The sequence below is a fragment of the Oerskovia enterophila genome (assembly GCF_001692445.1).
In the GTDB taxonomy this organism is placed as follows: Bacteria; Actinomycetota; Actinomycetes; order Actinomycetales; family Cellulomonadaceae; genus Oerskovia; species Oerskovia enterophila.
The window spans coordinates 1-6,083 of the sequence record NZ_MAQA01000093.1 but is presented as its reverse complement, the minus strand read 5'-3'; the positions used below and the strand labels follow the sequence as shown (position 1 = coordinate 6,083).

Annotated in this window: 4 protein-coding genes; 2 read left to right on the top strand and 2 right to left on the bottom strand. The window is 73.4% G+C overall.

The features are described 5' to 3' along the window. Nucleotides 1–280 precede the first annotated feature (280 nt). Nucleotides 281–2,866, top strand: coding sequence for an alpha-glucan family phosphorylase (gene glgP, locus OERS_RS20070; RefSeq protein ID WP_068627757.1), 2,586 nt, complete (start codon nucleotides 281–283; stop codon nucleotides 2,864–2,866). A 54-nt stretch (nucleotides 2,867–2,920) separates the two neighbouring features. Here glgP and OERS_RS20065 read toward each other — a convergent pair whose 3' ends face one another. Next, nucleotides 2,921–3,745 (bottom strand): hypothetical protein, encoded by an 825-nt coding sequence (locus OERS_RS20065; RefSeq protein WP_169834255.1) that lies wholly within the window; start codon nucleotides 3,743–3,745, stop codon nucleotides 2,921–2,923. A gap of 258 nt (nucleotides 3,746–4,003) precedes the next feature. Beyond that, nucleotides 4,004–5,176, bottom strand: coding sequence for a hypothetical protein (locus OERS_RS20060; protein ID WP_056763932.1), 1,173 nt, complete (start codon nucleotides 5,174–5,176; stop codon nucleotides 4,004–4,006). Between the two features lie 64 nt (nucleotides 5,177–5,240). Here OERS_RS20060 and OERS_RS20055 point away from each other — a divergent pair, with 64 nt between their 5' ends. Next, a complete protein-coding gene (locus OERS_RS20055) occupies nucleotides 5,241–6,005 on the top strand; it encodes a hypothetical protein (protein WP_068627755.1) in 765 nt (254 codons plus the stop codon). Nucleotides 6,006–6,083: the final 78 nt, after the last annotated feature.

Sequence of the window (6,083 nt, the reverse complement as noted above, 5' to 3'; positions counted from 1 at the left end):
GTCTTCGCGTCCTGCGGGCTCAGCCCCGCCAGGGCCGTGATGCGCTCGAAGAGCGCGACGCCCCGGGCGCCTGGTCGTTCCGCGTCGAGGCGTGGTCCGACCCGTACGGCACCTGCACAAGGTATCGAGCGTGGGCCGTGAGCGGCACCCACAGAGCGGGTGTGGCGCCGAACCTCCACCCGCTCGTCGCCCGACGGGCGGGTGAAAGTTCATGCAAGCGTTACAGAGAGGTGGTGGGCAGGGGGTGTGCCACGACCGACTGTTGCGTACTGTCGGACCCGTGAGAGCGATCAGACGTTTCACCGTCCGCACCGTCCTGCCCGCCGAGCTGCACGACCTCGACGAGCTGTCCCTCAACCTGCGCTGGTCCTGGCACGCCCCCACGCGCGAGCTCTTCTCCGGGATCGACCCGCAGCTGTGGGACTCCGTGAAGCGCGACCCCGTGGCGCTGCTGGGCGCGCTCGGGCCGGACCGGCTCGCGGCGCTCGCGGCCGACCACGGCTTCGTCGAGCGCGTGCGCGCGGCCGCAGCGGACCTGCACCGGTACCTCCAGGACCCCCTGTGGTACCAGCAGCAGGTCGCGGGGGGCGAGGCGCTCCCCGCGGCGATCGCCTACTTCTCCCCGGAGTACGGCATCACCTCGGTGCTGCCGCAGTACTCGGGCGGGCTCGGCATCCTCGCGGGCGACCACCTCAAGAGCGCGTCCGACCTGGGCGTGCCCATCGTCGGCGTCGGGCTGCTCTACGGCGCGGGCTACTTCCGCCAGTCCCTCACGCGCGACGGCTGGCAGGTCGAGACCTACCCGCTGCTCGACCCGGACGGGCTCCCGCTGACCATCCTGCGCGAGGACGACGGCACCCCCGCGCGCGTCTCGATCGACCTGCCCGGCGGGCGCGTCCTGCACGCGCACGTGTGGGTCGCGGCGGTCGGCCGTGTGCCGCTGCTGCTGCTCGACTCCAACGTGCCGGGCAACGACGAGGCCGCGCGCAAGGTCACCGACCGCCTCTACGGCGGCGGCGGCGAGCACCGTCTCCAGCAGGAGCTGCTGCTCGGCGTGGGCGGTGTGCGCGCGCTGCGCCTGTGGTCGCGACTGACCGGGGCGCCCGAGCCCGAGGTCTACCACACCAACGAGGGGCACGCCGGGTTCCTGGGCGTCGAGCGCATCCGCGAGCTCGTCACGGGCGCGGGCCTCACGTTCGACGCGGCCCTCGAGGCCGTGCGGGCCGCGACGGTCTTCACGACCCACACGCCCGTGCCCGCGGGCATCGACCGGTTCGGCCGGGACCTCGTCTCGCAGTACTTCGGCGGGGACAACCAGATCCCCGGCATCGACGTCGAGCAGGTCCTCTCGCTCGGCGCCGAGGACTACGACGGCGGGGACCCGACGGTCTTCAACATGGCCGTCATGGGCCTGCGCCTGGGCGGGCGCGCCAACGGCGTCTCGCTCCTGCACGGCGAGGTCTCGCGCGGCATGTTCAACGGGCTGTGGCCGGGCTTCGACTCGCGCGAGGTCCCCATCACGTCGGTGACCAACGGCGTGCACTCACCCACGTGGGTCGACCCCAGGATGGCTGCGCTCGAGTCCGAGAAGCTGGGGCTCGACGAGCTCACGGCCGACTCCGCGTCGTCGGGCTGGCTGAACCCCGACGCCGTGACCGACGCCGAGCTGTGGAACATGCGCCGCGAGCTGCGCGGGCAGCTCGTCGACGAGGCCCGCAACCGGCTGCGCAGGTCCTGGCGCGAGCGCGGGGCCAGCCCCGCCGAGCTCGGCTGGGTCGACGACGCGCTCTCGCCCGACGTCCTGACCATCGGGTTCGCGCGCCGCGTGCCCACCTACAAGCGGCTCACGCTCATGCTGCGCGACCCCGAGCGCCTGCGCTCGCTGCTGCTCGACCCCGAGCGGCCCGTCCAGCTCATCGTCGCCGGCAAGTCCCACCCCGCCGACGACCAGGGCAAGCGGCTCATCCAGCAGCTCGTCCGGTTCACGGACGAGGCCGACGTGCGCGGGCGCATCGTGTTCCTGCCGAACTACGACATCGGCATGGCACAGTCGCTCTACCCGGGCTGCGACGTGTGGCTCAACAACCCGCTGCGCCCGCTCGAGGCGAGCGGCACGTCGGGCATGAAGTCCGCGCTCAACGGCGGGCTCAACCTGTCCATCCTCGACGGGTGGTGGGACGAGTGGTACGACGGCGAGAACGGCTGGGCCATCCCCACGGCCGACGGCGTCGAGGACACCGAGCGTCGTGACGACCTCGAGGCGGCCGCGCTCTACGACCTCATCGAGACCCAGGTCGCCGCGCGCTTCTACGACCGCGACGAGCGGGGCGTGCCGGGGCGCTGGCTCCAGATGGTGCGGCACACGCTCGCGACCCTGGGCCCCAAGGTCCAGGCCACGCGCATGGTCGCCGACTACGTGCACCGCCTGTACGGGCCCGCGGCGGTCGCCGGGCGCACGCTCAACGCCCCGGGCTTCGAGCCCGCGCGCGAGCTCGCGGCGTGGAAGCAGCACGTGCGCGGCGACTGGTCGCGCGTCCGGGTGGACCACGTCGAGTCGAGCGGCATCCGCGAGGTCCCGCAGGTCGGCGACCTCCTGACGGTCAAGGCCTACGTGTCGCTCGGCGACCTGCAGCCCGGCGACGTCGAGGTCCAGGTGGTCCACGGTCGCGTGACCGAGGCCGACGTGATCGAGACCTTCACGGCCGAGCCGCTCGAGCTCGCCGAGACGTACGAGGCGGGGCGGGCGGCGTTCGCCGGGTCGGTGCGGCTCGAGGCGTCGGGTCCGTTCGGGTACACCGTGCGGATCGTGCCCCAGCACGAGGGGCTCGCGAGCGTCGCGGAGCTGGGGCTGGTCGCGAACGCCTGACCGGCTGTGCTGCCGAGGTAGAGGCCTGCCGCCCAGACAGTGGGCTGCAGGCCTCTATCTCGACGTCAGACCTCTACGTCGCCGGGCCGCGAGGATCCGTCCGATCAACCGGTCCGGCTCGTCGAGGTCGGCCCACGTCACGCGGAGCACGAGCCAACCGGCCTCGACGAGCGCGTCGTGCCGCCGCTTCTCCGCCATGAATCGCGTGGTCGCGTCACCGTCCGCGAGGGTCGAGTACTTCACCGCGCCGTCGAACTCGATCGCCACCTTGAGGTCCGACCACCCGAGGTCGAGCCGGAACGAGCCCGCCCACGTGCGTACCTGGACCTGGAGCTCGAGGGCGGGCAGACCCGCCGAGTGCACCAGCCATCGCACGACCGACTCACCAGGCGACTCGGACGCGGCGTCGGCCAGCGCGAGCACCCGGCGCGCCGACCGGACTCCCCGGCCCCCGGCCGCCTCGGTGAGGATCTCGCCGACCAGCACGGGGTCGGCCCCCAGGCGAAGACCGGAGTCGGCGACGACGAGGGCGCTCGCCCCGCGCAGCGTGCGTGCGCAGTCCACGACGGTGCGTTCGAGGGTCGTCACCGGGAGCCCGTCGATGACCGCGCGGTCACGCCCCGGGAGCCTGGTCCAGTGCCTGGCGACCAGATGGACCGGGTCGCCGCCCCGACGCACGACGCTGGGCGGGGTCAGCTGGGTGACGTCGGCCCGGTCCCGTAGGCGGTAGGTCCAGCAGCCCCAGAGGACCGCGGCCGTCGAGTGGCTGAGCCAGAAGGCGGTCGTGGCGTCGTGGGCGAACGCGGCCCCGCGGGCGAGCACCAGACGTTCGCGGCGACCGTGGCCAGGGGGGAGACTCGCGACGACGCCGCGTCTCACGCGGACGAGCCCACCGTCGGCCAGCCCAGCCCGCAGCTCGGCTCGGGCGAAGGCGGAGGTGGGGTGAAGCCGGGGGAGTGCAGGGCGGGACGTCGAGAGCATGCGCCCACTGTGGTGGCTCGCCGTCGCACGTGGAGGCGCACCAACGAATCTGTGGACAGGCGGGCACGAGATAGGGGGGTGTGGTCGAGGTAGAGGCCCACAGCCCTCTGTCTCGACGTCAGCCCTCTATCTCGACGGAACACGTCACCCTCGACGTCAGCCCTCTGCCTCGCGCCTCGACGCAGAAGCGCCCCCGAGCAGCCCCAGGTACCGCACCCTCGTCGCGAGCACCTCCCGCAGCTGCTCCCCGATCCCCTCGACGAACTCCTCGCGGTACACCGCGTCGACCTGGACCGAGATCGCGTAGTACAGACCGGTGAACGTCGCGATCGCGACCGACACCCGCACGAGGGTCTGCGTGACCACGAGCGGGCTCCCCGACAGGTCGAACGTGAGCAGCACGCGCTGCCCGTCGATGCCCCACAGGTCCATGACCTCGGGCGTCACGGTCAGTGTGCCGAGCGCGACGAAGAAGAGCCCCATGCCGGCGCTGACCACGAGCACCTGCAGGAGCTGGGAGACGCCGATCATCGCGGCCACGTTGAACCGCTGGCTGCGGGTCAGCGGCGGGAGCGCCGCGGCCCCCGGCACTCCGTCGGCGGCCGCGCGCAGGGCGTTCCGGGCCTCGGTCGGCAGGCGCAGCCCCACGAACAGCACGATGAGCCCGGCGAAGAACGTCCCCAGGATCACGCCCGCGGCCCCGCCGGTCCGGCTGAAGACCTGCCACACCTCGGCGTTGTAGAACAGGACGAGGGAGAAGACCATCAGCAGCGGCAGGAGCCGCACGAGCCGCACGAGCGACGCCCCGAGCTCGTCGACGATGCGCGCGAGCCCCCACCACAGCGACGAGCCGACGCCGTACGCGACCACGACCCACACGAGCCCCAGGAGCAGCAGGTTCCCGCCGGCCGTGACGAGCGCGGCCCCCCACTCGCCCCCGAACACCGCGGGCAGCACGGCCGGCACGAGCACGAAGAACGCGAGCTCGGGCCCACCGACGTCCTGCGGCAGCGTCGACCAGTGCCTGCCGCGCAGCACGTTGAGCCCCACGTAGGCCGCGGCGATCAGCACCGCGCCGCCGGCCACGGCGAGCAGGTTGCCCCACCACGTCCACCCGCCGTTCACGGCGCCCGTGAGCTCGAGCAGCAGCACGACGACGAGGAAGGGGGCCGACCGGCCGAACACGTCGCGGCGCGCCGAGTGGTCCTCGAGGAGCAGGGGCAGACCGTTGCGTCGCAGGACGCGTTCGCAGCCGGCGACGTCGAGCTCGGCCGTTCCCGGACCGCCGGCCGGGGGACCGGGGGGAGCGGCGCCGTCGGGCAGGTTCATGCCGGGAGCGTACCGGCAGCGCGGTCCGCTGGCCGGGCGGCCTCGCCGCGGCTACGTTCGCCTCATGCCCGACGACGTCGCTCGCCTCCCCGACCTCCCCCCGCCCTTCGGCAAGGTCGCGTGGGACGACGACGCGTCGGCCGGCGACTGGATCCGACCCCGGCTGGGGGAGTGGGGGACCGTCGGGTCGTGCGTCCCGTCGGGCTATGCCGCGTACGCGCGCATCCCCGACGTGCCCGCGTGGGCCGAGGAGGAGGAAGGGGTCGGGTCGCTCTACCTGGGTCGGAGCGACGAGTCGGGACCCGAGCAGATGGATCTGCTGATCGACGCCCTCGCGCCGTTCACGGGCGACCAGCTGTGCCACTTCGCGCTGTGGACCGGGTACGGGTGGCTGTATGACCACGCGGCACGGCCCGAGGACTCGACGTCGTTCGCCCTGCTCTCGTTCGGGATCGACGACGTGGGCGAGGGGGACGCGCCGGGGTCCTCGTTCGCGCTCGCGCAGGCGCAGGCCGAGGCCCGGGTGCGCGCGCTGCGGGCCGTGCACCAGGTCGAGCGCCCCGCGGCGCCGATGCTCGAGCTGCCGCACCGCGCCTACCACCTGTGGCACGGGCCGCTCGCGCAGGCCGCCGCGTTCGCGTCGCTCCACCAGTCGCCCACGTTGTGGTGGCCGCAGGACCGGTCCTGGTTCGTGTGCACCGAGCTCGACACCGTGGCCACCGACCTCGGGGGCAGCGAGGAGCTCGTCGCGGCGCTGCTCGAGGTGCCCGGGCTGCGCGCGTCGCGCGTGAGCCCGGGCGACCCGGTGCAGATGCCCGCGGACTGGTGAGGGCGCGGTCCGTCCTCGCCGGACGTGCGGCCGCCCCCGCCCCCGGACCTACAGGCTCCGCGCGAGCGCGCGCCCCAC

Bases quoted from the DNA above. Each gene is read 5' to 3' on its own strand.
- OERS_RS20060 (WP_056763932.1), bottom strand. From the start codon at position 5,176: ATGAACCTGCCCGACGGCGCCGCTCCCCCCGGTCCCCCGGCCGGCGGT.
- OERS_RS20055 (WP_068627755.1), top strand. From the start codon at position 5,241: ATGCCCGACGACGTCGCTCGCCTCCCCGACCTCCCCCCGCCCTTCGGC.